At 58.4% G+C, this 26,685-nt stretch carries 18 protein-coding genes; 7 read left to right on the plus strand and 11 right to left on the minus strand.

The window, feature by feature from the left end; genetic code table 11:
- The first annotated feature begins 304 nt into the window (after window positions 1-304).
- Genes CA85_RS05555 through CA85_RS05570 form a run of 4 tightly spaced genes read left to right on the plus strand, consistent with a single transcriptional unit; the run spans window position 305 to window position 5,268 of the window.
- A complete protein-coding gene (locus CA85_RS05555) occupies window positions 305-781 on the plus strand; it encodes a hypothetical protein (RefSeq protein WP_146390284.1) in 477 nt (158 codons plus the stop codon).
- 50 nt (window positions 782-831) lie between these two features.
- Entirely contained in the window at window positions 832-2,745 is a 1,914-nt protein-coding gene (locus CA85_RS05560) for a DUF4129 domain-containing protein (RefSeq protein ID WP_146390285.1), read from the plus strand.
- An 11-nt stretch (window positions 2,746-2,756) separates the two neighbouring features.
- Window positions 2,757-3,485: an SOS response-associated peptidase family protein gene (locus CA85_RS05565; RefSeq protein WP_146390286.1), complete on the plus strand. Its 729-nt coding sequence runs from the start codon at window positions 2,757-2,759 to the stop codon at window positions 3,483-3,485.
- 19 nt (window positions 3,486-3,504) lie between these two features.
- Window positions 3,505-5,268, plus strand: a complete 1,764-nt coding sequence (locus CA85_RS05570) for a serine/threonine-protein kinase (RefSeq protein WP_146390287.1) — start codon at window positions 3,505-3,507, stop codon at window positions 5,266-5,268.
- Window positions 5,269-5,351: 83 nt separating this feature from the next.
- On the opposite strand, the gene dnaB is transcribed toward CA85_RS05570, so the two are convergent.
- Window positions 5,352-6,803 (minus strand): replicative DNA helicase, encoded by a 1,452-nt coding sequence (dnaB, locus tag CA85_RS05575; protein WP_146390288.1) that lies wholly within the window; start codon window positions 6,801-6,803, stop codon window positions 5,352-5,354.
- A gap of 101 nt (window positions 6,804-6,904) precedes the next feature.
- Complete coding sequence (locus CA85_RS05580; RefSeq protein WP_146390289.1) at window positions 6,905-8,539, minus strand: DnaA/Hda family protein; 1,635 nt, start codon at window positions 8,537-8,539, stop codon at window positions 6,905-6,907.
- Between the two features lie 587 nt (window positions 8,540-9,126).
- Between CA85_RS05580 and CA85_RS05585 the strand changes: the two genes are divergently transcribed.
- A complete protein-coding gene (locus CA85_RS05585; RefSeq protein ID WP_186774760.1) occupies window positions 9,127-10,068 on the plus strand; it encodes a DUF6263 family protein in 942 nt (313 codons plus the stop codon).
- 483 nt (window positions 10,069-10,551) lie between these two features.
- Here CA85_RS05585 and CA85_RS05590 read toward each other — a convergent pair whose 3' ends face one another.
- The 8 genes from CA85_RS05590 to CA85_RS05625 all read right to left on the minus strand — a co-directional run bounded on the left by CA85_RS05590 (window position 10,552) and on the right by CA85_RS05625 (window position 21,134).
- Window positions 10,552-11,154, minus strand: a complete 603-nt coding sequence (locus tag CA85_RS05590) for a nitroreductase family protein (RefSeq protein WP_146390290.1) — start codon at window positions 11,152-11,154, stop codon at window positions 10,552-10,554.
- Between the two features lie 45 nt (window positions 11,155-11,199).
- A complete protein-coding gene (locus CA85_RS05595) occupies window positions 11,200-12,066 on the minus strand; it encodes an alpha/beta hydrolase (RefSeq protein WP_246112535.1) in 867 nt (288 codons plus the stop codon).
- 576 nt (window positions 12,067-12,642) lie between these two features.
- A complete protein-coding gene (locus CA85_RS05600; RefSeq protein WP_246112536.1) occupies window positions 12,643-14,409 on the minus strand; it encodes a sodium:solute symporter in 1,767 nt (588 codons plus the stop codon).
- Between the two features lie 42 nt (window positions 14,410-14,451).
- Complete coding sequence (locus tag CA85_RS05605; protein ID WP_146390292.1) at window positions 14,452-15,879, minus strand: sulfatase family protein; 1,428 nt, start codon at window positions 15,877-15,879, stop codon at window positions 14,452-14,454.
- Between the two features lie 4 nt (window positions 15,880-15,883).
- Complete coding sequence (locus tag CA85_RS05610) at window positions 15,884-17,365, minus strand: sulfatase family protein (RefSeq protein ID WP_146390293.1); 1,482 nt, start codon at window positions 17,363-17,365, stop codon at window positions 15,884-15,886.
- Window positions 17,366-17,687: 322 nt separating this feature from the next.
- The gene (locus tag CA85_RS05615; RefSeq protein WP_146390294.1) at window positions 17,688-19,289 is read right to left on the minus strand and encodes a sugar porter family MFS transporter; all 1,602 of its coding nucleotides are present in this window, start codon (window positions 19,287-19,289) and stop codon (window positions 17,688-17,690) included.
- 9 nt (window positions 19,290-19,298) lie between these two features.
- On the minus strand, window positions 19,299-20,729 hold the full coding sequence (locus CA85_RS05620) for an MBOAT family O-acyltransferase (RefSeq protein WP_146390295.1): 1,431 nt from the start codon (window positions 20,727-20,729) through the stop codon (window positions 19,299-19,301).
- A gap of 27 nt (window positions 20,730-20,756) precedes the next feature.
- Window positions 20,757-21,134, minus strand: coding sequence for a hypothetical protein (locus CA85_RS05625; RefSeq protein ID WP_222435407.1), 378 nt, complete (start codon window positions 21,132-21,134; stop codon window positions 20,757-20,759).
- A gap of 845 nt (window positions 21,135-21,979) precedes the next feature.
- Here CA85_RS05625 and CA85_RS05630 point away from each other — a divergent pair.
- Window positions 21,980-22,843, plus strand: coding sequence for a DUF1853 family protein (locus CA85_RS05630; protein ID WP_146390297.1), 864 nt, complete (start codon window positions 21,980-21,982; stop codon window positions 22,841-22,843).
- Between the two features lie 488 nt (window positions 22,844-23,331).
- Here the strand turns inward: CA85_RS05630 and CA85_RS05635 are convergent, their stop codons facing one another.
- Window positions 23,332-24,558 (minus strand): ISAzo13 family transposase, encoded by a 1,227-nt coding sequence (locus CA85_RS05635; RefSeq protein WP_146390298.1) that lies wholly within the window; start codon window positions 24,556-24,558, stop codon window positions 23,332-23,334.
- Here CA85_RS05635 and CA85_RS05640 point away from each other — a divergent pair.
- Window positions 24,543-25,694, plus strand: coding sequence for an IS4 family transposase (locus tag CA85_RS05640; RefSeq protein WP_261344705.1), 1,152 nt, complete (start codon window positions 24,543-24,545; stop codon window positions 25,692-25,694). The two genes, CA85_RS05635 and CA85_RS05640, sit on opposite strands and share 16 nt — an antisense overlap.
- Window positions 25,695-26,685 lie beyond the last annotated feature (991 nt).

Genomic DNA, 26,685 nt, shown 5'->3' on the forward strand with positions numbered 1-26,685 from the left:
TTGTTCGTCAGGGACGCATTTTTGAACGATCATTGGATACGAGAGCCATGCCTCAAAAAACCTTCCGCTGTGCTCTGCGCACGCTTCCGTCGGATGAACCTACTTCTTGGTGTCCAGCAGTTCGTTGCTTCGTCCAATACGGCACTTACTACTCCCGCGTTCCTTACGAGTGGTCGGCTGCCCGAAGGATTGCTCTCTCGGATGCCTGTCACACGAAAAGCAACGTTTTGAAGAAAAAAAATGGCTGAGCGGATAGAATAAAATGCGGTTTCGAATTTGATCGAAGACGCCCCCAGGAGCTCTCATGAGCGAAGCAGACGTAGGCAGTATCCAATCTCTCGACGAGCTCCGACGGGCAGTGGACCGGCTGGGTGATCGATTGCTGCAGCAGGGGCACCAAGTCCGGGCGGTGATCAACAAATCCCAACACCACTTTTCGCAGGACTATCCGGTATATTGGAAGCGGCAGCTGCGACTCGCCGAGCAGCGACACAGCGAAGCGCTCGACCGACTCAGTCGCAAGCAATCCGTTGTGGGTGCCGGTCAAGCGGTTCCCGCAGCCGATGAAAAAAAAGAGGTCGCTCGATGGAAGGCTCGCAAAGGACTGTGCCGTCAACGACTCGAGCGGACACGGACCGTGGCGGTCGAGATGGAACAAAACTGTGAGAAAATGAAAGGCCCCATCGCCGACTTGATGGAACTGGCCGAAGTCACCTTGCCCAACGCATCGGCCCGTCTCGCCACCCTCGTCGCACGCTTGCAAGCGTATGATGGTTCCTAGCTCCTGGTTAATAGCTTCTAGCTCTCTCTCCTCCGCTCTGTTCCGGTTCCGTGTCTCGTCGCTATCAAACGCTCGCCGATTACGCTGCCCTCGCGATTGCGCCCGCGTTGATCTGGTGGTTGCTCAATAGCTTGGCCAACTTTTTGATGTTGGTGCTCTACCACGGTAACTATTCCCAACGCGGGGCGTGGACCCTGATGTGCTACACCATGGGCGCGACGGCGCTGGCCCGGGTGACGATCGAAGAGAGCCGCGAAAAGGCGTCGGTCTACGCGGTGTGTTTGGGAGCAGCGACTTTCTTTGTCATGACAAAGTTCCTCAAGGATCCCGTCTTTACACTGGCGGTCATTCTCACGATTGGCTACCTGGCCGATCGCATCGTGCATGACTGCACGATCATTGACGATGGTGTCGATAGCAGTGGCCGAGGGCTCATCGACAATGCTCGAAAATGGTTCCAGCAACGCAGTCCTCCCTCCGTTGCCGGTCCCGCACCATCGACAGGCTGGCAGCCGCGTAGCTCCAACCGACGTGCCGGCCATCAGCCTGGAATGACGGTACTCTACCTCGCCATCGGGGCACTGCCTCTGTTCGGTATCGGCCAGTTCTTCTTGAACAACGATCCCAATATCTGGCAGCGAGCGAAGTGGTACCTGTCGCTCTATCTCTTTACGAGCCTCTCGTTATTGGTCGTCACGTCGTTTCTGAATCTGCGCCGCTACCTTCGCCAGCGTGGTACGGAGATGTCGACTCAGGTCACGATCGCCTGGTTGGCGGGCGGCGTTGGCATGATCTTCCTGATTCTACTCCTCGCGTTTCTCGCCCCGATGCCTGGCCAGACGCTCATCGCGACACGGCTGCCCGATTTCCTAACCGATTCCGATTCGACGAAGGCCAGCCGCCTGGGGTGGGGCGAGGAGGGTGCCGATCTTGCCGGTGAGAACGCGCCGACGACGGGTGCCCCGCGGCCCGATGCCCAGAAGCCGGAGGGGGCGCCCCAGATCACGAGTCCAGATCAGCCCGATGCGGAACCGGGAGGCGACAGGGGAAATCGCGACGATGGTCCGGCGGGCAAGGACAAAGGCGGTACCAAGCCCGCCGGCTCTGACGAGTCACCCGATCAGCCCGGGAAGTCCGAATCGGCGGCTTCGCCGAGCGACTCGGATAGCGGTTCGGATGCGGACCAATCCAGCGAATCGGATCCCAGCGAGTCCGCTCAATCGTCGAGCGAGCAGTCCAGTGAGAGCAACTCCTCGGACGAATCGACGCAGCCCAACGACGAATCATCGAGTCCCGAGTCAAACGATCCGCAGTCCCCCGAGAACAACCCGGCGGACGAACCCTCGGATGCCGACCCCTCCGATCCCGATTCGGCAGACCCGAACTCCACTGATCCCGATTCTGCCGAGCCAGACCCTGCCGACTCTCCGCCTCCTGAGACCGCTGCCTCCCCGTCCACGCCGCCTACGTCAACGACCGATTGGAGTGGCGCGCTTACGGGGATGTTGAAGTTCCTGTTGTTTGTGATCTTGCTGATTATTGTCGCGGTATACGTTTATCTGTATCGCGAGGCCTGGTTGGCCTGGCTGCACAGTTGGCTCAACGGTGGAGACAACATCGAGCCCGTCACGCCCACGCGCCGCAAGCGAAAGTCGCTCGAGCCGGCTGGGCGGCCGTTCTCGTCGTTCGCCAACCCCGTCGGTGGAGTGGATGCTGGCGAAGTCGTCGTGGTCACCTTTCAGGCCTTGGAGGCATGGGGCCGCGAACAAGGGGTTCAGCGCGGCGAGGACGAAACGCCCAGCGAATTTGTGCGGCGTTTGGCAAACCAATTCCCTACACTCAAACAACCTGCTTGGCGAGTGGTCGATGCGTACAACCGTGTCGTCTACGGTCGCGCGGCGGCCAACCGCGGGGACGTCACCGCGGCCTCGTCGGTTTGGGAGATCATGCGTCCTCAATTGTAGAGTCACCCGGAATGTGCAACCGATACCAACTGCGAACCAACATGCATTCGGTTTGCCGTGAACTGGACGTGCAACCTGCATTCGATTTCGATCTGCCCGACGAGGTGTTCCCCTTTTCAAAAGCTCCCGTCGCGGTGCTCAATCGCGAGGGCGATCGCGAGCTGCGGCCGATGACGTTTGGGATGGGCAAAGGTGGCGGACGCTCGTCGGGGCGTGGTCCAGCCCTCAACAACACGCGGATCGAGTCCCGCGAGAAGTGGCCGTGGAAAAAGTCCTTTGAAAAGTATCGCTGCGTGGTGCCCATGACTTCGTTCCGTGAACCCAGTTATTGGGGCGAAACCGAGGGGACCGAAGTGAGCTTTTCAGCGACAGACGATCGCCTGTTGCTGGCCGCGGGAATCTTCTCCTTTCGTGACGGCGGAGGCGACGACAACGCGCCAGCCGAGTTGTCGATGAGTTTGATCATGCGCCCGGCGTTGCCATTCGTGATGGAACACGGCCATCATCGCTCGCCCTTCTTCCTGCGTCCCGGCGGAGTCGGCGCCTGGTTGCAGCGATCCGCTCGCCCGCCGGACGAGTCAATCGAGGTGCTGAGGGAGTACGCGGATGATCCTCCTCTGGTCTTCCAAACCGACCGGCAGATGGCGGCATCATGGACCAAACGCCGGGCGGCGAAGCTGCAGAGCCGTGATGACCAGTTGGCTGAAATCGAACAGACCGGCCCGCTGGGGATCGATTAGGCGGGCTATACTGAAACAGATGAAAAAGTCGTCCCATCGTTCCGAACCCGCCCCCACCCAAGCCGCTGGCGGCGGTGGGATCGATCCTGATGCCTCCTTGGAATCAGTGTTGGCTCATTTTATCGAGCAGCGCGAGGCGGGCGATCCGGTTCGAGTCGATGAGATGATCGCTCGCTTCCCTCAACATGCCGAGCCACTGCGTAGTTTCGCAGCGAACCAGAGGTGGTGGGACCCTCACTGCGATCCCGACGAAGGGTCCTTGATCGGCGAATGCCTCGACGATTTTCTCTTGACCCACGAGATCGCCCGCGGTGGGATGGGGACTGTCTACGCAGCGACGCAGCTCAGCCTACGCCGCGACGTTGCCGTGAAATTGATCAGTGATGGGGTGCTTGCCGATGCGGACCTGAAGTTGCGTTTTCGGATTGAAGCCGAAGCGGCTGCGGCGCTTTCGCACCCGAACATCCTGCCGATTCATGCCATCGGCAGTTGGCGTGGAATGGATTACTTCGTCATGCCCTTGGTCAGCGGGGAGTCGCTGCAGGCGGCTGTGAATCGACGCCATGCGCATCTCGAACGCAGCGCCGGTGATCCGCGCAGCTCGAAGTCGGACTCCGAGCGTGACACGATCTGCGTGGCCATCGCACACGTCCGTGATATCGCTCGCGCCGTCGCATACGCGCACCGTCGAGGGATCATCCATCGGGACATCAAGCCCGACAATGTGCTGATTGATAATGATGGTCAACTCAAGATTGTCGACTTTGGGCTCGCCAAATGGCACCGCGATGAACCGGGGATGACCAAGGATGGCCAGATCATTGGCACACCCCATTTCATGAGCCCGGAGCAAGCTCGAGGGGAATTAGACGTCACCGCAGCAACGGATATCTACTCGCTCGGTGGGATCCTATTCGCGCTGCTCACCGGTCTACCGCCACACACCGGCAAATCGACTGCGGAGGTGCTCGGCAATGTGCTCCGCGATGACGTGCCATCGCTGCGTTTGACTTGGCCAGGCGGGATGCCCCGGTTGCCGCAGCTGGCCGATCTCGAGCATGTTCTCGTGCGGGCGATGGCGTTTGATCGGACGCGGCGGTATCGCTCCGCCGATGATCTCGCCGATGACCTCCACCGCATTTTGGCCGGGGAGCCACCCCAGGCGGGCCCGGATGGAATCTTCAGCAAAGTTTCGCGTGAGTTAACCCGGGATCAACATCAGGATGCGTTCTCCAATTGGGGACGCGCTCTGGTTCGCATCGGTGTGATCGTGCTCGTGGCGCACGTACTGATGTTCGGGATTGCCGAAGCGATGACGCCTGAGGTTCGCCAGGCGATGTCCGACTCGGCGCTCAGCACCGCCTCGATGCTGGGGTATTTCGTGCCGCGTCTGTTGATGCTCATCGGCATCGGATGGACCATTCACTACTCACGCGATGGGTGCTGGATGCCGCGCGGTGTTGCCGAACGCCCTGTTTGGTCAATCTGGCTGGGCTACCTGGCCTCGCTCACCCTGGTCAATTTGCTATGGGCGGCGGGTTACTTTGATCACACCGATGTGATGGTCTTGGCAGCCATGATGAGCGGCTTTGGGTTCTTCGCCATGGCGGGTCATCTCTGGGGCGGCAATGCGATTTCCGGCGCGATCTTCTTTGTCATCGCGGGGCTCTCGGCGGCCTGGCCTCGTTGGAGTCCATTGTTCTTGGGCGCCAGCTGGATGTTCGCTATGTGGCTGCTCGGCCGGCGGTACACCGCTTCGGTGAGTCAATCCGAACAAGCTTGACTAGCCACGGGGGTCATCGGGTCGGCGCGGCGGCGATCGTCCGCCGTCCAGAGACGCGACTTCTCCAAAGCGACGAAGCGGCTTCAGAATCCACCGGGTGAGGTGAATTCACGGTAGTCGTCAAATTCGCTGTGGTGCTCAGCGGCACGATTGGTGAACCGCGTGAAGTCGGCTTCCCAGGTTAGATCGACGTCGCCGACGGGGCCGTTACGTTGCTTGGAGATGATGATCTCGGCCTGGCCTGCGTACTGCGCCTTTTCATCGCCGCGGTGGTAGTACTCTTCGCGGTGGACGAACATGACCACGTCAGCATCCTGTTCGATAGCACCGGATTCCCGCAGGTGGCTGAGCTTGGGCCGGTGATCTTTGCCTTCTTCGGCCTGCCGGTTGAGCTGGGACAAACACAGCAATGGGACCTCGAGTTCCCGGGCCATCCCCTTGAGCCGCCGGGCGATCTTGGCGACCTGTTCCTGGCGAGGGTCTCGCGAATTGTCGGGCTCAATCAACTGCAGGTAATCGATCACGATCATCCCAAGGCCTTCCTCGCGACGTTTGATCCGCCGGGCCGCCGCCGCGATTTCACTCACCGTCCGGCTCGGCGAGTCGTCGACGAACAAAGGCGCTTGGCTGACCTCGTTGGCTTTGCCGACCAGCCGATCACGATCATCCGACGAGATCGTACCGTTTCGCAGCCGGTGCCCGTTGACGCGCGCCATCGAACAGAGCAAGCGGTCGGCCAGTTCGATCGCCGACATTTCCAAACTCACAAAGAGCACGGGTTCGCGCTGAACGCAGGCGACATTCTCGGCAATGTTCATCGCCAGTGCTGTTTTGCCCATCGAGGGGCGGGCGGCGAGAATGATCAGTTCGCCCGAGTGCAGCCCGCCGGTCATCTGATCGAAATCGGTCAGGCCTGTCTCGGCACCTCCCTCGACGTAGTCGTCTCGCATCCGGGCTTCCATGCGGTCCATCGCTTGATGCAGGACATCGCTAATCGCCGACACGGAATTGCTGCTACGCCCGTCCATGATCGCGAACACTTTCTGTTCCGCTTGGGCGCAGAGTTCTTTCGCGGTGCTGGATTGCTCGTAAGCTTCCCGGAGGATCTCGGTACTCGACCCTATCAGGCGTCGGAAAACCGCTTTCTCGGTCACGATCTCTGCATAGAACACCGCGTGGGCAGCGTTGGCGACACTGCCCGAGAGCCGCGCCAGGTACGCGGCGCCGCCAATTTTCTCGAATTCACCCGACGTCCGCATGCGGGAGACCAACAGCGTGATGTCGATCTTCTCGCCGGTATCGTACATGTCACGCAAGTGACCGTAGATAATCCGGTTGGCGTCGTCGTAAAAGTCGTCTGCTCGTAGGGACGCGATTTCGTCGCAGATATCGGGCATGATCAGGATACTGCCGATCACGCCCATTTCGGCTTCGAGTTCGTATGGCGGTTGCCGCTGCAGAATCTCGCTGGCCGAGATCTCCTTCTTCTTCTTGTCACGAAATCCGGAAGCCGGAAACTTGTCGTCTTTGATCATCCGTGTGACAGTGGGTTGGAGGAGCTTGGAGTTCGTAGAATAAGCGATTGGTCAATCGAGCCAAACCGGGGCGGCTCGACGGCTGTCGTGTCGGCGGCCGATTAGGCACGCAGTCGGGCTTCGACACGGGCGATCGCATCAGCAGCGGCCATGGCTGCGTCACCACCGCCGATCTGTTTTCCATCAGCCAACCACTGAGCAACTTTCTGTTGGGCGGCGATCGCCCCGGTATGGCTGCGGCGGCCGAAGTGTTGAGCGATCTCAGTATACGCGCTGCCGGTGTGTGTCCGAGCGAGGTACATCGCCAGCGTCCGCGGTTCGCTCACCCGCCGTGTCTGGGCTTTCCCGCGAAGTCCGTCTCGTTCCAACCCAAAAGCGTCACAAACAGCTCGCTCGATCGACTTCAGAGAAGGTGCCGCACGCGTGTTTCGCATCAGATCGCCACCGAACTGACGGATTTCGTCGATCGTGGGTTCGCGGCGGAACATTCGTTGTAGCATCCCAATCAAATTGGCCACGCCAGCGACGGCGCGGGCGTCACCGCCGATCGCTTCGCTCACCTCGGCCAATAGCCCTGGGTCACAGTCGAGCACGCAGCGGGTTTTGACCAACCGCGTTAAGAGATTCAAACGGGTTTCGGCATCGAGTGCCAACAGTGGGCAGACCAGACCGGAGGACATTCGCCCGGCCACTTCCCCGGTCAGCCCACGAATATCCGCTGGCGGAAGGTTCGCCGTGAACACGAGCGGTTTGCCCGCCGACGCGAGCGTTTCGAGCGTGTACAGGGCTTCGCGAAGCGTGGCTGTCTTGGACGCCAGGAAGTGAACATCGTCAATCAACAACGCGTCCACCTCGCGGTACTTGCGGCGGAAGCTCGGCAGCCCCGTCGAGTTGACCGAGCCGACGAAGTCGTTCGTGAACTGCTCGGCCGTCAACAGGATCACTCGTCGCATCCGCCGCCGGCGGCGGAATTCTTCGGCGATCGCTGCCAGCAAATGGGATTTCCCCGTCCCTGTCGGGCCATGCAGGAACAGCGGCGTGGCCACTTCGGGTGTCGACATCGCCATCGTCGCTGCTGAGAAAGCGAATTCGTTGCAGGGCCCTGTGATGAAGCTATCGAGCGTCCGGCCAGCGGTCGGGAGTGATTCCGGCAATGGGGCACTCGGAGCCGAGCCCGACTCGTCTCTGGCGTTGCTGCGGGCCGTTGCTCGGTCTCTGCTGAAATCCGCCGCGTCGGCTTCCTCGGCCGCCTCCTCGGCGGACTGAGTCAATTTGGAATCGGCTAACAGGCTCGATAGTTTCCCGGACGGCCCTTTGGCCCGCCCTCGGCGGCGAGCCGTGCTCTTCGATGCAGTCTCGCGGGCAGACCGCTTGTTACCGGTGCCCTCGGTCCGGCCATCGGTTGCCGTGTCGGCCTCGTCGATGAGCGGCGGCTGCGTCGCGGCGGCTTCGACGAGCATCCGGAAACGCCCGTGATCTCCCAATGCCATGGTGGCCGCGGCGCGGAGGTCGGCAGTGAAGTTTTTGGAAATGCGGTCCGCTGCAAACGGGCCACTCACCCGCAACACGACCACGTCAGCCTGCCCATCGACCGTCTCATCGGAGGCTTCGAGATCAAACTCGATCCCGTGGGTGAACCACAAGCGGAACCGGTCCGACCCGATGCGTTGTCGCAAGGCATCGGCAAATTGCTCGATGGCCTCCTGCGTCTCGATGCTGCCTTGCGTCGACGACATACCGGTAGCGACAACTCCCTCGTGGATGATGATGACGGAAGCGGTGCCGCGTGAGCGTCAACGCTAAAACTCAAACAGATTCCGACCCCGCTTCCCGCCACCGCCCAACCCGCCTGAAGACGTGATGAACTCAGCGAAAAACGATGTTTTTGTGAAAACTGGAACGGATTCCAAAAATGACTCAGCCGTTTCCGCCCGATGGCTCTCCTGCGGCGAGTGAGGCAGATTCTAGATTTGATAGCAAACAAGTCAAACCGTTTGACTCAAGTTTTTGTACTCAGCTGCCGGGGCCCCTGACGGCGCTCTCGAAGCGGTCGCAAAAAACGAGTTCTATGGGATTCAACGCCCTCGCGTCCACGCCGGTTCGTAGGCTTATTCGACTCTGCACACTCGTGGATAATCTGTCGGTAACCCAATCTTCATTTTGATTTCACAATCGCTCGGTGCGGGTAACCTGTTGCTACCAAGGTAGTTGGAGCGAAACTCCCTCGCCAGGTCGAAATTCAGCCCTAGCGGTCGACTTTTGGCTTCTGCTACACGCGGGGACGTCATCCTTTGCCCGCCCCCGTTCCGGAGCCCGAAACACGATGTCTGTTCGCCTCGCCCCGCCTATTCGCTTGCTCGCCACCTTCGTCAGCTTAGCCCTCGCCACGGCACCCCTCTCGATGGCCGCCGACAGCGGCAACGCTGGATCCGGTGAGAGCGTGCTGGCCAAGTCAGAGGACGCCACCTACCAACTCCGCCATCAACTCTCGCCCGAACAGACGATCCGCTACAAAGTGACCCATGTCGCCAAAACGAAAACGCGGATGAACGGCACCGAAGAGATCGCCAACGTGTACACGACGAGTGTGCGGTCCTGGAAAGTACAGAATGTGAACGAACAGGAAATCACCTTTGACCACCAGATCGACTCGGTCGAGATGACCCAGCAAAACGGGGACAAAGACGAAATCCGGTGGGATAGTCGCACCGGTGAGAAACCGCCAGCAGCGTTCCGCGTGGTCGCCGACCAAATCGGTACCCCGCTGGCCACGGTCACCATCGATGCGAAGGGCACCGAACTGGACCGAGAGAGCCATGCGGGGTCAAAGGCATCCTTGGGCATGGGATCGCTGACATTGAGCCTGCCAGCGGATCCGGTCGCGATTGGCGACAAATGGACCGTGCCATCGGAAATCAAGGCGCGGACAGACGACCAGCAAGTCAAAACAATCAAAATCCGCCAGGTCTACACGCTGAAGAAAGTCAGCGCCGGTGTCGCGACAATCTCAGTGAAAAGCCAAACGTTGACACCGATTCATTCCGAATCGCTCCGCGCCCAAGTCGTTCAGCAACTCAGTGACGGCAGCATTCGATTCGACGTCGACAACGGATACCTGCTCAGCAAACAACTCGATTGGGACGAAACCGTTGTCGGTTTCCAAGGTCCCGGGAGCATGATGGAGTACCGCGCCAAGATGAACGAAGAGCTGATCAACGATGATGTCGTGCTATCGGCAGTCAAGTCGAAAAAACCGCTTCGCTAGCCGTCTGTCCGGTAAGACCGTTGGTGGATCGCGACCAGCGAAATGGGCATGGATGCGACAATAGTGAGCCGAGTGCCGTGAGTCACTGGGTAGCGCCGCCCCAATGCCATCTACTTTGCCCCCGTTCGGGGCATCATCACGATGGTAACCCGACGCGTCAGCGAGGAAAATGCAGTGTTTTGCGTGGCGAACAAGTGATCCTCGCTGACGCGTCGGGTTACCAAGACCGCTTCGCGGTCGAAAGATCTATCCGGTGGTGTTCGCTTACGCTCAAACCACCGGCTATTTTCTCCAACGCCTTCGGCGTAGGAAAACTTGTGGGAGATCGACAGCCCGAGCGACGCCCACAGCCTTGGCTTTGCGCACTTGCTCGACATCTCCGATATCAGCGACCGAGACGTTCTCGAGAACGGTCTCGTGCTGGGGATAGACCTCATCCTCGGATCGTCTTTTGCAGATAGGTCCATTGAACACAATCGTAGACTAGAACGTGTGCGACTCGCCCCATTTGTCGCCAAAAACAAACTCCTGCAGCGGTTTGCGACTTCGCGGTTGCAGGTCACGCTCACGCACTTCCTCGGGCACCGCGTCCACCGGCGGCGCGTAGCCGATCGCCAGGGCGGTTTTGGCTTCCGCATCGTCCGGGATATTGAAGAGACTGCGAGCCCGGTCAGGTAGAATCCCGATCATTTGATGCACCACCAACCCTCGCGCCGTAGCTTCCAAGGTCAAATTGGCGCTAGCCAGACCCAGGTCATGCTCACAGGCCGCATTGGGTTTCCCATTCTTGGAAAACTTTCGGCTCGTGCAGCCGATCGCCAATACAGGTACGCTCTTGGTCCAAGCCTGATTGCCTTCCACCAGACATGACCACAGCCGTTCAAACGCCGCGTCGTCCTCGCGGCGAGCTACGAGATAACTCCAAGGCTGCTCATTGTAGGACGAGGCCGCCCACCGAGCGGCTTCGAAGACAGATTGCAAATCCTCATCCGAAACATCGCGGTCCGCAAACGCATACGGGCTCCATCGCTCGGCGATCAGTTGATGAACAGGATGGTCGGTATCGGCGTGCTTGGGATGTGTCATGGTTCTCGCTGTGTGGTTTTCGTGGGGCGTTTCAAGAAATGATTGTCACTTCTTAGGAACCGCCATCGATTGACGGGTCAACCATTGCCTGCAAAGGCCGGGCCACTGGGAAGCCCCTGGCGTCGAAGCGGCGAGCCCCAAGCCGTGGCGTCCCTCTGGAAATAAATGCATCTCCACGTCGACGCCGTGTTCGATGCAGGCCTCGTAATACGCCAAACTATTCTGCACCGGAACCGCTTTGTCTGCAGCGGTATGGAACAAGAACGTCGGTGGGGTTTGCTCGCTCACCTGTGTCTCGTTCGAGAGAGATTCGATCAAGTCCGCGTCGGCGTCTTTGCCAACCAAGTTGATTTGGCTGCCCCGGTGCGTGAACGGTTTACCGAGTGCAATGACGGGGTAACAGAGGATGCAAAAATCCGGTCGTGATGAGACTCGCGCTACCAGATCGCTCGCCTCCGAGTCCGCTTCGGCGAAATGGGTTGAAACCGTCGAGGCCAAGTGGCCGCCCGCGGAAAAACCGATCACGCCAATTCGATTGGGATCCAAGTTGAGTTCCTCGGCACGGCTGCGGAGCGTCTGGATCGCGCGCTGAGCATCCATCATCGGTGCCGGATGGCCGTAGCCTTTGCCCTCGTTGCCTTTGCCTCGCATCCGGTAGGTGCAGATGGCCGAGGAAATACCCATCGAGGCGAACCACTCGGCGAACGCATAGCCTTCGTGATCGATCGCGTGATGACCGTAACCTCCTCCCGGCAAAATCACGACGCCCGCGGTCGGTTCGTCCGCTGTGACCTGATGGATGATCAACTCCGGCACATCGCCGTCAGCCACTAGATCCGACCCGGGGATCCCATCCTGCCATAGTTTGGCCGTGGTCGATGGCACCGAGGGCTGGGCTGAACAGGCAGACACGCAAATCAAAACAAGACAAAAACACAGCGGCAGTGGAGTGCGCAAAGGCATGAAAGGCTCTCAGTGAGAAGAAACGGACTGACGGAATCAGGCCATCTTAACGAGAAAGAGCCGATCGTGGGCCAGCTATGCACGTCGGGGGAGATGCTTCGCTTTATTAGCCATTGGGCTAACGCCGAATACCGCTTACTTCAGATGCGAAGCAGTCTTGTTAACTCGACGCGAGAGCGCTGCGACAAGCCCTCCGTCCCAAGAACTCGTCGCCTCCTCATGAATCCCCACAAGTCAGCTCCCCCGTGTGCTTGTCGCACGGGAAGCTAAGTTTTGCAATTAGAAAACCGCGGCATCGACACACGTTCCCCTGTCAGCTTGTCTGACAGGAAACCAAGCCGACAGACTTTGCTGTCATGCGGGGCAAGCCCGCATGGGAGCGGGGTGAACGCTCTATTGTTCTAATCACAAAACGGCGATTCCTGTCAGACAAGCTGACAGGGGATCTGGTTTGGTGGTGAATCAACAGCCCGCCTGCCTCGTCAGATACGACATTGTATGCGGAAAGATTCCCCGCAGACGTGCTTAGCGGAACACCCAGTACAAGCCGACCATCACGATGGCCAACCCAATCGAGAGAAACCGCGGATCCGACCAGCGACTCGGGGCAGGGATCTTCAGTGCGGCCAGCGGGGTTTCCCAAGCGAGATCGGCGCCACGCAGTTCCGCGCCCGTACGGGGCACTTCGGAGCTAGCACGAGCCGGATCCGGCAACGCGAGGCTGAGCACGACTTGCAGCACGCAGCAGATCACGAACAGATTGAATGCCATCATCATGAACCCACCCGGCAGCTGATTCAGTTCACCTTCGGGCCGCAGCGTGTTGATGGTGAACACCCCGATGCCGAGCAACGAACCCGCGATCAGCGTGGTCGCCGCGGCACGCGAACTCGAACGCCGCCAGAACACGCCGAGCACGAGTACCGCACTGATCGGCGGTGCGATGTGCGAGATGATTGTCGCCATACCGTTGAAGATGCTCTCAAATAGATTGAGTGCTGGCACAATCGCCACCGCGAATACCAAAGCAGCCGTGGCCGAGATGCGGCCGAAACGCACCAGAGAGGCGTCATCGATCGTCGGTCGAAACCGCTTGATGATGTCGTAACTCACCAGAGTAGAAATGGAATTGAGCGCGCCCGACACCGTGCTCATCAGCGCCGCCATCAGGGCCGCGACCAATACCCCGCGCAGACCCACCGGCAACAACTCCGTGATCATGCTCGCGTAGATCCCCTTGCTCTTGACCTCGCCATCGACCGTGATCAAGGACAGGTCCAAGCGTCCATCCTGATGCAAGGCGTAGGCCAGCAATCCAGGCAACACAAACAGGAACACGGGCAGAATCTTCAATACGCCTGCGAAGATGGGCCCCTGCCGCGCGTTGAGTTCGTCCTTGGCACCGAGCACCCGCTGCACGATCGTCTGGTCGGCACACCAATACCAAATGCCGAGCACCGGGTATCCCAGTAGGATCGCGTACCATGGCATCTTGTCGGGGTCACCATGCGGGCGGAGCATCGATAGCTTCTGTGGTTCCCCCTCACGCTCGAGCACCGAGACGAGGTTCTGCCAACCGTCGAATCCTCCCGGGGAGTCCGGTGTGCCACCGAGCTGATAAAATGCCAGGCCAGTGATCAGCGCGGCTCCGGCGAGCAACACCACGGTCTGAATGCATTCGGTCACGACCACGGCGAGCAGTCCGCCCACAATCGTGTAAACGCCCGTCAATACACAGAGCACGACGATGCTCAGCATCATCGAAACGCCGAGCAACTCCTCGAGAATGATTCCTCCGGTGAGCAGGGCGAAGGCAATGTGAATCACGACCGCCGAGACAATCGAGATCAGCGCCAAAACGTCGCGGCAGATACGGTTGTATCGCCGCTCGAGAAAATCGGGCAACGTCGCGATCGATGAACGAATATAGAAAGGTGCAAAGAACAACCCGAGCAGCACCAGCGTGAAGCCCGCCATCCATTCAAAGTTCCCATTGAGCAGTCCCGTGTCAAATCCGTTCTGTGCGAAACTCACCAAGTGCAATGTCGAGATATTGGTGGCGAACAATGCCATCCCGATGCTGAGCCAACCGAGACTCTTGCCTGCCAAGAAATACTCCTCAGCCGCCCCTTGTTTCTTCTTATGATGCCACGCCGCTAGCAATCCAATCGCGACGATACCGATGAGGTACGTGATGGCCGTGACCAAGTCGATCGGCCCGAGCTGGATTCGACCCGTGTCGGGCCCTTGCGGAGTGGCCAGTTGATTGGCCAAGACAAAAGGATGGTTCAACAGACGGTCTCGCTCGAAGTCAATGTGTGAGGCGTTGGTAGATCAAGACGATGGGGTCACGGGGCCAGAGGCGTTGATGGTGGTGGCGTCGTGAGCGGCGCCGGGAAGTTCACCACGTTTCACTTTCCCACCCAGCTTCTCGTGCAGCCCCTGCCGGTCAGGGGTCGGATGAGTAGGCACGCTATCGCCGGTTTCCTCCTGCCAACGCTGCAGCAGGCCTCGCATTCGCGACAAAGTCGGTTCCATCTCGGGGTTCGCGGCCAAGTTGTCGAATTGATTCGGATCCGATTTGACGTTGAACAGCATCTCGGCCGGTTGCGGTTTCGTCGTGAGCAGAGCCTGAGCATCGGTGAGTTTGCCCGCCTCAGCCGCCTCCCACAATTCCTTCACGGCCTGGAACCCATAAGACGAACTCTCTCCAGAAACACTGTATCGCTCGGGCCATGCGTTCCAGATATACAGCCAATCGCCCGTCCGCACCGCTCGTTGGTGGTTGCGGTAGACGTGCCAGTTGCGTTCGGCAAAGGCAACGTCGCGAACGGTCGCCTCTGGATTCGATAGAATTGGCACGATGCTCACTCCTTGCTCTGTCTCGGGCTGCTCCACGCCTGCCAGCTGCAAGAAGGTCGCCGAGAAGTCGATCGAGCTGACCAACGAATCGGTTCGACCTACCTCCACGTTTGGCCCCGCGATGACCAGGGGCGTCCGAATTCCACTGTCATAGAGATAGGTCTTGCAACGCGGGAACGGTCGGCCATTGTCGCTGCAATACACAAAATACGTATTGTCCGCGATCCCTTGCCGCTCGAGCTCCTTCATCAACTCGCCTGCGTAATGATCGGTGCGGCTCACCTCATGGTAAAACCCCGCCAGTTCCTCACGCGTTCCCGGTCCGTCGAACATCATTGCTGGAACATCGATGTCCCCGGGCTCGTATGTGGGAGCCTTTCCGTTGATAGTAAAGCCGTGGTGCGCGTCGTGGGAAGCAAACCAAGCAAAGAACGGTTGGTCGTCGGGGCGTTGACGCAAGTGCTCGACCCATTTCTCACTCCCGGCTGGATGACTATCCGAGGAGACGTCGAATCCCAGCGTCTTCGCCTTGCCCATGTGGTTCTTGCCGGACAGGATCGTGTAGTAACCGGCGTCCTGAAGGCTTTGAACAAAAGTCTGTTGATCCTGGGGGAGAGACTGGTGTAGCTCGGGGGCGCCGGTGTTGTGCGGGTATCGACCTGTGATAATGCTGCAGCGACTCGGCGAGCACGAGCTGATCGTCAAGTAGGCGTTGTCAAAGACCAGTGCCTGGGATGCGATCTTCTCAAGATTGGGGGTCTCGACATGCTCATTGCCATAGATACTCAGATCATCTGGGCTGATGTCATCGGTGATAAAGAATATGAAATTGGGAGGTGTCTCCGCGCTCGCGTAGGGAGCGGTCAGACAGACCAGTGCTAAGAAGTAAGCGAGTTTCATCGTTTCAGTTTCCTTTTCCGTTGGGGCGATGCTCTGCTGCCCATTGCTGGTACTCGGCGTTGCCACCGTGCATGTGAGAGAATGCCTGCAGTTCCGTTTCCAGGCCCAGGTCGCCTTGTGATTTCATCCAAGCTGTGAGCGCTGCGTCGAGTTCGCTGCGGGTGGACGCATAGGCGGGATCCTCGGCCAGATTGTTGAGTTCGTGAGGGTCCGATTCGACATCGTACAGTTCCACCGCGGGCCGATTGGCAAAGCGGTCGACAATCGACTGGGCCCGCTCATTGCCCGCCGTGGCTTGCTCTTCCCAGCTTTGAAACCATGGTTTGGCATTGATGGTGTTGTGAAACGTTGCATCCGGGTCCAAGTTTCGGATCAGCTTGAACCGCTCGTTGCGGACACTGCGGATCGGATAGTGGTGCGGGCCGCGGAAAATGCCGCGTGTGGTCTGGATTCCGAAGACGTGATCTTTGTGGTGATCGGTCTGCCCACGCAGTACAGGCAGCATGCTCTTGCCATCGAGCACGCTCGCTGGCGTGCCCCCCGCAGCCTCGACGAACGTGGGGCAGACATCGACGTATTCGACGAGAGCATCGGATTCACTGCCCGGTTGGATCTGTCCGGGCCAGCGTGCGATCATGATCGATTGCAGCCCCGCGTCATAGCAGCTCCACTTCGCAAACGGGAAACTGTTTCCCTGTTCCGAAACCACCACGACGAGCGTGTTCTCGGACAATTCATGCCGGTCCATCAGCGTTAAAATCCGTCCGACCTCTGCATCGAAGAAGCTGATTTCGGCGAGGTAGTCTCGGTATGCCGCGCGGGTGTCGGGCGTATCGACCATGTAGGGTCGTAGCTTCAGTGCTGCGGGATCGTATTGCGAGCGAAACTGCTTGCCCTTGTTCCAGGGTTCGTGCGGCTCGTTGGAGCACGCGAACAACGCAAAGGGCTGTTCGCTAGCGGCACTTTCTTGCATCAACTGATTGACCGCGACCATATCAATGACCGAAGGTTCTTTCAGTTCCGGCCCCTGCATGGACTTCTTAAGAGACTTTTTCTTCTTGCCGCGTTTGGAGTACTCAAAAGGAAAAACCGACTCCGGGGCGATGTGAGTTTTTCCCGACAACGCGACTCGATACCCGAGCGGCTGAAGGTAGTGAACGATGCTTTCAACGTCATCGCGGGCAAACGTGTGATTCGGATAGGCGCCGGTTTTGACAGGGTATTGCCCGGTGTACAGATTGTGCCGCGTAGGGGAACACATCGGCGCCGCTTGAAAGCACCGTGTCAGCCGCATGCCCTGCTGAGCCAAGGCGTCAATGTGCGGTGTGAGCGCTTGGCCGCCATAACAGCCGATATCAGCGTAGGTGCAATCGTCGGCAATGATGAATACGAGGTTGGGAGGCGTCGCGGAATCCGCGGCACGCAGGTTCGTAGCCAGCGGACTGATCGCCAGGCAAACGGCAATGATGGACGTGATTATTTTCATGGAATTGATTCGGTGGTCGGGGACTTTTCCTGGAAAGATCACCGGCGACGGGATCGATGCCCGAGAAACAGCCGCTGAGCTCCGAGCAGCCTGTCGTCGCATCCGACCAGCTGTGCTCTGGCGAGATGGCGGACTAGGGACCCCTGTCCATTGCTGAAGGGGAATATCGCTGCCCAGGATAGGCGGCGAGTATAGCAGACCGAATCAACGTGCGTTGGACCAGTCCTGAACCGAATCGTTCAGTCGTTTCCGTTGCGTTGTCGACCGAGATATTTCCACGCGTGCCTACCACGCGGGCAGCAACGTTCTCAAATGAGTGGGGTCACTTCGAATCCCCGATCAATCGTGCCTCCATCTCCTCCAACGGCACGCCTTTCGTCTCGGGGACCATCGTGGCGACCCAGATCAATTGCAAGATCATCATGAAGCAGAAGAAGCCAAACACGGTCGAGGGGGCGAAATTCCCGATGAACCAAGGGAATGCGAGCGTGATCAGGGCTGCGAAGATCCAGTGCGTGAAGCTGCCGAGGGATTGACCAGCAGCGCGGTGTCGGTTGGGAAAAACCTCCGAAATGAGTACCCAAATCACGGCACCCTGTCCGACCGCATGGGCGGCGATGAAGGCGAAAATGCACAGCATCACCATCGTCCCACCACTTCCCGACGCTTCGCTGGCTTGCTCCATCGCTTCACTAGCAGTCGCCAGCACCTCGTCGTTATCGGCCGCATCGACGAACTCAACGGTGTCTCCGCTGTAGTCCGGCGAGTTCGATGCGGCGAGCAAGTTTCCCTTGGCACTCTCAACATCCGCTTGGAATCGAGCGTTGTCGGTTTCATTCTGAACAGGCAGTGCCTCTGCCTTCTGCAACGTTTCAATCGAAGTCTTCACCGCGATCGCGGAATTGGCCACTTGGAACTGCGGTGCGTAGGTCACAAACACCCAGGCGCATAACCCCAGCGAGACGATGTACCCGAGCGACCCGATGTACAACAGCGTGCGGCGACCGAGCCGATCGATTAGATACAAACCGACGAAGGTGAAGATCAAATTGACCACACCGATTCCGATCGATTGCAACAGCGCAGCCTCCTGGCCGAGTCCAGTCATCTCGAAGATGCGCGGTGCGAAGTACAGAATCGCATTGATGCCCGAGAGTTGGTTGAAGAAAGCAACCAAGAACGCCAGCATGATCGGCACGCGCATCGACCATGTCCAAAACCGCTCAGACGATGTGTGCTCGGCAGCCGACTCTTGAATTCGCTCAACGAGTTGATCGATCTCGGCCTCTGATAGTTCTGGGTTGGCAAGCTGGAGGACGCGGCGGGCCTCGGCGGTATCACCGCGCGCCGAAATCAACCAGCGAGGGCTTTCGGGTAAGCCAAAACACAGCAGCGAGTAGATCAACGCCGGGATCGCTTCGACACCGAGCATCCACCGCCATGCATTCTCGCCGAGGCCAGCAAGCAACGCGTTGGATGCATAGGCCACGAGAATGCCGAATACGATATTGAACTGGAACATCCCCGCCAGTCGCCCGCGGCGATCGGGCGGCGAAATCTCCGAGATGTACAGCGGGGCGGCCACGGTCGATATCCCCACACCCACACCACCGATGAAGCGGGCGATCATGAACGAGTAGACGTCTGTGGCCAGACCCGACCAGATCGCCGAGACCAAGTACAAAATGCCGATCCAAAGCAGCGTCGTTTTGCGGCCAAATCGATCCGTCGGCCAACCTCCCACGAGTGAGCCGAGCACCGTGCCCCACAGGGCCATGCTCATCGCGAGCCCGTGCTCGGCGTGGCCGAGTGACCATTCCGCTTGAATCGTTTTCTCTGCACCGGAGATGACGACGGTGTCAAATCCGAATAGGAATCCTGCCAGCGCGGAAGTCAGTGCCCATAGAAACAAACGGCTCGGCATGAGGGTGGCTCAGAATTGAAAATAGACGAACGGACGAAAATCGCGGGGAGCGTACAATAGCAAGGTCCAAATCATGATGCAGGTCGCCGGGGGGCTGTACCAGGCATCATACGGTAACCGCATGCACCGACGCAGGCGTGTCGACCAAACCGCGTGGTCGATCACCATGATAGCAATCATTAGGAGGGTCAGTGGCGGTAGCCACAGAAGATGTTCGTGCGAGCCTGGGGCCTGCAGCGGCAGCCACAACCGTTCGTACACACGCAGACTCGTCGACCAATCCGGACTGCGAAATAGCACCCACCCCATCAGTACGACGAGCATCACGATCGCCCACCGCAGAACGCGTGAAGCCACACTCCATCCCGCTCTCTTGCCCCGTTTGAGATCGCGCCGCGGGGCGATCATGGTCTCCAGCACGAGGGCCACACCGTGCCAAATCCCCCACAATACGTACGTGACGGCCGCCCCATGCCACAAACCACCCAATCCCATCGTGATCATCAGGTTGCGTTTGGTCATCCAAGTCGAGCCGCGTGATCCACCCAGCGGAATGTAGAGATAGTCGCGCAGCCAGGTCGACAAGGTGATGTGCCAACGATGCCAGAAATCAGACATCGAGGTGGCGAGATAGGGATGACGAAAATTGGCAGGGAAGCGATAGCCGAGCATTTTCGCGATCCCGATCGCCATGTCACTGTAACCGGAAAAGTCATAGTAGATTTGTCCCGCATAGGCGATCACGGCCACCCACAGCGTCAAACTGCTGTACAGATCCACGCCCGCGAAGACGACGTCGACGGATTCGGCAAGCCGGTCAGCGATGACGACTTTCTTGATCGCGCCACGAAGTAACTGCTGAAAGCCACCGTACATCCGGCGGCGACGCAATGCGGGGACGCTGCCGAGCTGCGGCAACAGGCTGCTGGCGCGGACGATCGGCCCGGCAACCAGCTGGGGGAAGAACGCCACGTAGAGCGCGAAGTCCATCAAGCTGGAACTCGCCCGCAGCTTCCCACGATAGACATCGATCGTATAACTGAGCGTCTGGAACGTGTAAAACGAGATCCCGACCGGCAGGATCACGTCCAGCGAAGCGGCGTGCAGCCCCAGGGATTCGACGAGCGGGCGGGCGCTGTCGATGAAGAAGTTGGCATACTTGAAGAAACCAAGTACACCTAGGTTGACTGCCAGGCTGACGGTCAACCAAGCCCGACGCTGACGCTGCGACTGGCATCGCTCCATGCAGCGAGCGACGGTAAAGTCGACGAGCGTCGACAGCAGCAACAGCCCACAGAACCGGTAGTCCCAGTAGGCGTAGAAGTAGTAGCTCGCCGCTAAGAGGAAGCCGTTGCGGAGCCCGCGTCGTTTGCCTGCCGCCCATGTCGCTGCAAGCACGACCAACAGGAAGATGACAAATTCGGCTTGGGCAAAATTCAACGCGGCGCTTTCGGAGCTGCTCGATTTCTATTGACGAAAGTAGTCAGCATAGTCACTTTTCTGCTCAGCAGCAGTTTTGACTGGGCCTCGCGTCGGTGCCGTGACCTCGTTGGCAAAAGTCGCTTGTTGAATCGAGGGCTTTCCAGACGCCTGGTACCGAGCAGAGTCATCTTCGAAAGGATCTTCGAGCGCGTCGAAGGTCTCGCCGGGCTGGCGGTCTTCGATCTCGTTCGCTGTTGGCAGATCGGCAGGTGCCGGTGGTCCTGACGACTCATATTGCACGGGCGTTCGGGACTCCATCGTGACTGGGCCCGCTGGCGAAACCGCAGGCACCGCTGGAGCCAAATGAGGCTGGCAGTCACGACAGGTTGCCGGTGAATGGTGGCCCGATGAATGATGGCCCATGGAGTGGTGACCCGAGGAGTGGCCGCATGATCCGCAATCACAGCTCGAACGCGATGCCCGCCGGCCGTGAGGCCGCAGGGTGACGACCTTTTCGATCCCACAGGCAACGGCATTGAGGGTGCCGTGAATCAGCCCGCACGGGTTAAGGTGAGTGCGAGACAAAAGCCCTTTCTCGGAACCGACCTGCCCGCCAGATCCCGATGAACCGCAACCGCAGTTCGGCTCATGACGGTGCTGGCACGGCCCTTCGCAGCCACAGGAAACCTCCGCCCCGCAGGATACTTCCGCCCCGCAGGACACCTCGACCCCGCAAGACGCTTCCACCCCGCAAGACGATTCAGCCCATACGCCTTGCGCCATCGTTGGGCTCGCCGTCATAGCGCCAAGGGCCACTGTCGTCACGCTCAACATCGCGAGCGAGCGAAGTGGGGGAAACAACTCTTTGAGTCTGCGGGTTATCACGATTTTGGTCTCATGGTCGTGGTCATTGAAAACTCTTCGAGCGAACGATCTCGCTCCGGAAGGATGTATCGACGACGCATGATCGCTAGGACCAAAGCAAAGCGAAGCAAACGCAAAAGCAACGCATCTTGCCCAAGTTCCCAATGCCCATCCACCCCGTCTCGAAACGACTTCAGGGTGGAGCCGCAGGTCAGCGTCGACGACGGAAAACACGATCACCTGTATCGCGAACGAACCGCATTCTGACCATCAAAGCAGTCAGCCACGAATAGCACGAACCAACACGAATGAAATCCAGTCCTGAAATTCGTGTCCATCCGTGAGATCCGCAGCAAAACATCTCAACGAACGACAAGCTGATCCACTATCGCTATGCTGTTGGAATGCAAGAAACTGAACGTTTTGTCCGTGATCTGGTTTGGGCGGTCAACAGCCCGTCGTTGATGAACCTCACCAGCCAAGAGTCTGTCCCCGCGCGGCCTCTGAAGGTCAGTGACATCGACGGCGAGCACCTAAGCGTCCACTTGACCTCGCCTCGCGAGCAACGTGTCGGACGATATTTTGAGCGTCTGCTCATCTACTGGATCCGCTTCCTACGCCGCTGCGAGATCGTGGCTCATTCGATGCAGCTGCGTGACGGGAAGCGAACCGTCGGTGAAATTGATCTACTGTTTCGCGATGAAAAGGGCCGCCTCAACCACTGGGAAGTCGCGTGCAAATTCTATCTCCAAGTTGACGCGGGCCATCTTGCTGCAAGCGACTATGTCGGCCCGAACGCCACCGACACATTGCGCAAAAAAGCCACCCGACTACTCGAGCATCAACTGCCTCTGGGCGTCCGATACTTCCCGGATATCGAGCTGCGTGAAGCGTTCGTGAAGGGCCGGATCTTCTATCACTGGCAGACCGGCTCGAAAGACTCATCGCCGATCGAGCTAGCAACCGATCACCTCGAAGGCCAATGGTTGCGCGCGAGAGAGGTTCCCGAGCTACTTCGCAGCAGTCGCCGGCGCTACCGAATCCTCCGCAAGCCGTTTTGGCTAGCTGACGAGATCGCGGATCCATCCGACGACGAGATCTTGACCGATGATGAAACTACGCAAGTTCTCCAGGACCACTTCAGCAGCCACCACAGCCCGCGTCTACTGAGTGGATTTCGCGACAGCACATCACCCGTACGTGAATCCGAACGCTGGTTTGTCGTGCCCAACCATTGGCCGCGCCAAGACGAACGAATCGACGTCTGATCAGAGTAAGCAGTCAGCCACGAATAGCGAGGGGCGACACGAGTGAAATCCGGCGTTGAAATTCGCGTCAATTCGTGAGATCCGTGGCGAAGCAGCTCAACGGACGACCGGCTCCGGGCTCAACTGATCAGCATACCTGAGGACACTCCGCTCGAAGCTGTTGGTTACCTCACAAGTTTGCTCCCCCGTGTGCTTGTCACACGGGAAGCAACGTTTTGAAATTAGAAAACCGCGTCACCGACACGCGTTCCCCTGTCAGCTTGTCTGACAGGGAACCAAGCCGACAAACTTTGCTCTCATGCGGGGCAAGCTCGCCTGTGAGCGGGGTGAACGCTCCCTCTGTATCTAATCACAAAACCGGGCTTCCTGTCAGTCAAGCTGACAGGGGATCTGGCGTTGTGGGAAAGCAGCAGCCAGGTCGAAGCTCGGGTAACTCGTGAACTTCGGAAAGCGCGAGAACCGGGGCTAAGGCGTCGTTCGGAAATAACTTACCCGTTTGACCTGTTCTTGTGTGGTTGAATCTCATAGTTCCAGTCACCGTGAAAGCTGTTACGTTTTAGGCGTATGCTTTGCATCTCATTGTCAGTCACTTTGCGGCCAGTCTTGTACTGGCCTTCGTCAAGCCAGCAGTGAACTTCCAAGCCTTCGTTCGTTTTTGTTGAGCCGACCAAGCTCACAACGACCTGATGGGTTTCCAGAGGAACGCCTCGCCAGTTGCGAGTGATGTGACAGAACAGACGGTGCTCGATTTTGTTCCATTTGCTCGTCCCTGGTGGATAGTGGCAGACCTCAATCTTCATCCCGGTTTCGTTGGCTAGTTGCTGAAGCTCCAGTTTCCAGAGTCGGCTTCGATGAGCGTTGCTTCCGCCGCTATCCGCGGTGATCAACAATCGGCTTGGACGACCGTAGCGTTCTTGCCCAAGTTCTTGCCACCATCGACGGATCGCTTCGACGGCAAATTCTGCGGTGTCACTGCTCACCCCGATGCTGACCATCGCTTCATTCTCAGCAATGTCATACACGCCGTAGGGAACTGCCTTGCCAAGTTTCTTGTCGGGAAAGTCGTGCGTGTCGACTTCAAGCGGATCGCCTTTGGGACGGTACTCCCGGCCCACATTTGCCTTGTTTCCCAGCACTTCCTTCTTTTTGGTGTCCACCGAGACCGCCGGTCGTCCACCATGCCGGTACGCTTTGACCCGTGCAGCTATGTGCTTGAACTGGGCATCGCGATCAGGGTGATCTTTGCCTTCTCTGCTTTTTCGATTCCCCTGCAACGAGTAGCCAAGCGAACGAAGGATTTCCGAGATCTTTGTGCGTCCAACTTGGAAGCCTTGCGAGAACAACTCCGTTTGCAGGTTCGTTAAACTCTTGCACGTCCATCGCAGCGGTGATTGAGGATCACCTCGTTCGGTAGGTTCGACCAATGCTTCTACCGCCGAGACCAACTTGGCCTGATGGCATTCGAGCGGCTTTCGTCCGCCACCGGGGTGACGTTGGCGTCCCGATGGCAGTGGCGTTTTACTTTGAAGTTCTGCAATGCCATTCTTGACCGTGCGATCTGATAGGCCGGTAGCGGTTGCCACTGCTACAATACCGCCACGACCAATCGCGATCGCTTCGGTTGCGGCCCAACGACGCCTGCCCCGCTCATCGAGGTCATCAACAAGCGCGTTATATTTCGATCGGAGTCCATCGACCAGTGTTGCATCCGGCATTTAACCATTATGCAAATCCGTATGCCGCAGGTCGATGCCAATCAGGTAAGTTATTTCCGAACGACGCCTATGCCCTGAGTGAGCAAGGTCTTCCGTTAGGAATGGTCGATCATGTCCTCTGGACACGCCAATCCATTCTCACCAACGTGGACAGACCCGACAAAGAGCGTCTCCGCAAACAATCTTGTTACGAAGAGAAAGAAAGTTGCCGCTGGCTGGAAATGCTTCAAAGTAGTGAGCAAATCGCACGTGCTAACCCTGGGACTCACTACATCAACGTGGCTGACAGCGAGTCAGATATCCACGAAATGTTTCTCGAAATCGATCATCAGGTCGATAATCACGATTTCATTTTGCGTGGCTGTCAGAACCGAGCTCTGGTCGATAGCGATGGCCATCCAAGGAGTATCGATGAAGCTCTAGCGAACTGTGAAATCTGCTGCCAAAGCGAAGCGAGCATCAGTGAGCGAGTTTCCATGATAGCGGGCGAAACACGTCCACGGCGAAAATCACGTTCCGCCCGTGTGGCTCAAATCAGCCTTCGCGCGACCCCGGTCAACGTCCGTGGTCCGTATCGGGTGGGCGGGAATTTACCGGACGTGCAGCTGAATGTTGTCGAAGCGATCGAGTTGGACCCTCCCGAGGGCGAAGACGCTATTCGCTGGGTACTATTGACGTCACTACCGATCGATGAAATCTCACAGGTTCAACGGGTGATCGAGCTTTACGGCCTACGTTGGCAAATCGAGTTATTTTTCAAAACCCTGAAAAGTGGTTTGGGTATCGAGAAGCTCAAGTACCAATCGTTGGATCGTTACTTAACGGCATTCTCGATGCTTCTAGTCGTCGCCTGGCGAGTGGAGCAGATCAAGATGGCTGCCCGAATTGACGGAGATGCCAGTTGCGAAGACTACTTTGAAGCGAGCGAATGGAAACCAACGTACCTGGTCGCAAAAAAAACACGGACAGTTCCTCAGTCACCGCCGACAATGGCCGAGTTCATGCTGGTGTTGGCGCAGTTGGGCGGCTACTTGAACAAAACAGGGCAAGGACCGCCCGGTTCCACCGTAATCTGGCGTGGACTGCGGCGACTGCAGGCGTACCGCGAAGCCTATATTGCATTCGGAACGGGCTAAAAAAAGATGTGTAGGATAAAGAGGGCATCGCCCTGGGGTCGGATAATCGGATAGCGAAATGTTTCGGTAGCCCCAACGGGGCGGCCCTCATGTTCGCCGCAATCCTGCCGTTCGGATGGCATGTGCAAATGCCTCGTCCGCAGAATCTGCGGGTGAAACAAAGGAAGAAATCACCTTGTGCACCGAGAATCACGGGATTTGCGATGGAAACCGCAGATTTTGAAAGTGACATCGGGTTTCAAGCCCGGGTTGCTCGTCTCAGCGTGGTGGATTTCGGGAGGTCCTGGCTCCTGCGTCCAATGGGCAAAAGGAACCCTCGGCGAGAAACATCACGCCGAGGGTCAACCGCACCGCCTGCGCGCTATCGACCGAGTTATCCCTTCCAGAGCCCGCGTCCCCGCAGAGCTCCAGTCGAATGGCGTGGACTTAAGCAGCTTTACTCGAGTTTCACGGGCATCTGTTTTCGCTTCCGTCCGGCTTGTCCGGGCGGAGTGGCAACTGCAAGCTACTGCAAAACGCCCTCGCCAGATCGATCTCCGCTCCGGGCTTGTCCCGGCGGAATCAGCGAATCAAGTCGTGTGACCGCCGGGGCAAGCCCGAGACGGAGCACCGTTTCGACTTCGCATTTTCTCGGTAGCTGCCAGTTGGTTCCTCCGCCGAGACAAGCTCGACGGAAGGATGTTTCACACGCGGCAATCGCTTAAGTCCACGCCATTCGAGCTCGGCTCGGTTTCTCCCGGCAGTGCCAGTGCCTGCACGGTCAGCGAGTCGCTTTCACCCACTGATTCTGCGGATGAACCGTGCAAATAGAGCCGCCCCCGTTGGGGCTAACGCGAGGTGGTGGCGACTGAAACCCCAGGCGTTGCCCTCTTTATCCTACACATCTTTTCGGGTAGATACACAGGCACATAAAGGATCTCAGTGTGCTCAGGGAGGGCTGTGGCGATGGAATGGATTGAATCGGAGTTCGCTTGGCTTGAATTAGGCGACC

The organism is Allorhodopirellula solitaria, from assembly GCF_007859855.1.
Classification (GTDB): Bacteria; Planctomycetota; Planctomycetia; order Pirellulales; family Pirellulaceae; genus Rhodopirellula; species Rhodopirellula solitaria.

Bases quoted from the DNA above. Each gene is read 5' to 3' on its own strand.
- CA85_RS05555 (WP_146390284.1), top strand. From the start codon at position 305: ATGAGCGAAGCAGACGTAGGCAGTATCCAATCTCTCGACGAGCTCCGA.
- CA85_RS05565 (WP_146390286.1), top strand. From the start codon at position 2,757: ATGTGCAACCGATACCAACTGCGAACCAACATGCATTCGGTTTGCCGT.
- CA85_RS05570 (WP_146390287.1), top strand. From the start codon at position 3,505: ATGAAAAAGTCGTCCCATCGTTCCGAACCCGCCCCCACCCAAGCCGCT.
- dnaB (WP_146390288.1), bottom strand. From the start codon at position 6,803: ATGATCAAAGACGACAAGTTTCCGGCTTCCGGATTTCGTGACAAGAAG.
- CA85_RS05580 (WP_146390289.1), bottom strand. From the start codon at position 8,539: ATGTCGTCGACGCAAGGCAGCATCGAGACGCAGGAGGCCATCGAGCAA.
- CA85_RS05585 (WP_186774760.1), top strand. From the start codon at position 9,127: ATGTCTGTTCGCCTCGCCCCGCCTATTCGCTTGCTCGCCACCTTCGTC.
- CA85_RS05590 (WP_146390290.1), bottom strand. From the start codon at position 11,154: ATGACACATCCCAAGCACGCCGATACCGACCATCCTGTTCATCAACTG.
- CA85_RS05605 (WP_146390292.1), bottom strand. From the start codon at position 15,879: ATGAAACTCGCTTACTTCTTAGCACTGGTCTGTCTGACCGCTCCCTAC.
- CA85_RS05610 (WP_146390293.1), bottom strand. From the start codon at position 17,365: ATGAAAATAATCACGTCCATCATTGCCGTTTGCCTGGCGATCAGTCCG.
- CA85_RS05615 (WP_146390294.1), bottom strand. From the start codon at position 19,289: ATGCCGAGCCGTTTGTTTCTATGGGCACTGACTTCCGCGCTGGCAGGA.
- CA85_RS05625 (WP_222435407.1), bottom strand. From the start codon at position 21,134: ATGGGCCATCATTCATCGGGCCACCATTCACCGGCAACCTGTCGTGAC.
- CA85_RS05630 (WP_146390297.1), top strand. From the start codon at position 21,980: ATGCAAGAAACTGAACGTTTTGTCCGTGATCTGGTTTGGGCGGTCAAC.
- CA85_RS05635 (WP_146390298.1), bottom strand. From the start codon at position 24,558: ATGCCGGATGCAACACTGGTCGATGGACTCCGATCGAAATATAACGCG.